This window comes from Silvania hatchlandensis (assembly GCF_025564065.1).
Taxonomy (GTDB): Bacteria; Pseudomonadota; Gammaproteobacteria; order Enterobacterales; family Enterobacteriaceae; genus Enterobacter; species Enterobacter hatchlandensis.
Window position 1 is genome coordinate 1 of record NZ_JAMGZK010000017.1, and the last position, 363, is coordinate 363.

Consider the following 363-nt stretch of genomic DNA (forward strand, 5'->3'; position numbering starts at 1 on the left):
GTGGATGGTAAGGCCGCGAGTGCCCCACCTGGATACCCTGACGCATAAGCCATAGCTCTGCTGCCGTCCAGGTTCCGGTGGTATCGCCCCACGGCGAGCCGTTATCCATCGTCATCCGGTCCGGCAGGCCATAGCGCTCAAAGACGCTTATCAGTTGCTCCTGTACCGTCTCACGCCGTTCGTCAGAGCAGTGCACAAGGCACAGCGAGAACCGGGAGTGGTCATCCAGCAACGTAAGCGGATGGCAGCGGCCGCCGCCAAAGGGAAAGTGGCCCTTAAAATCCATCTGCCAGAGCTGGTTCGGAGCCTCATGTTCAAACCGGCCTGTGGCCGGGACACCCGGAGCTGAGCCCGGCAGCAGGT

Annotated in this window: 1 protein-coding gene; it reads right to left on the reverse strand. The window is 62.0% G+C overall.

The genetic code is table 11. The features are described from left to right. Window positions 1–363 (reverse strand): DDE-type integrase/transposase/recombinase (locus tag M8014_RS00085; RefSeq protein ID WP_271280565.1); only part of this gene is annotated, 363 nt, incomplete at both ends.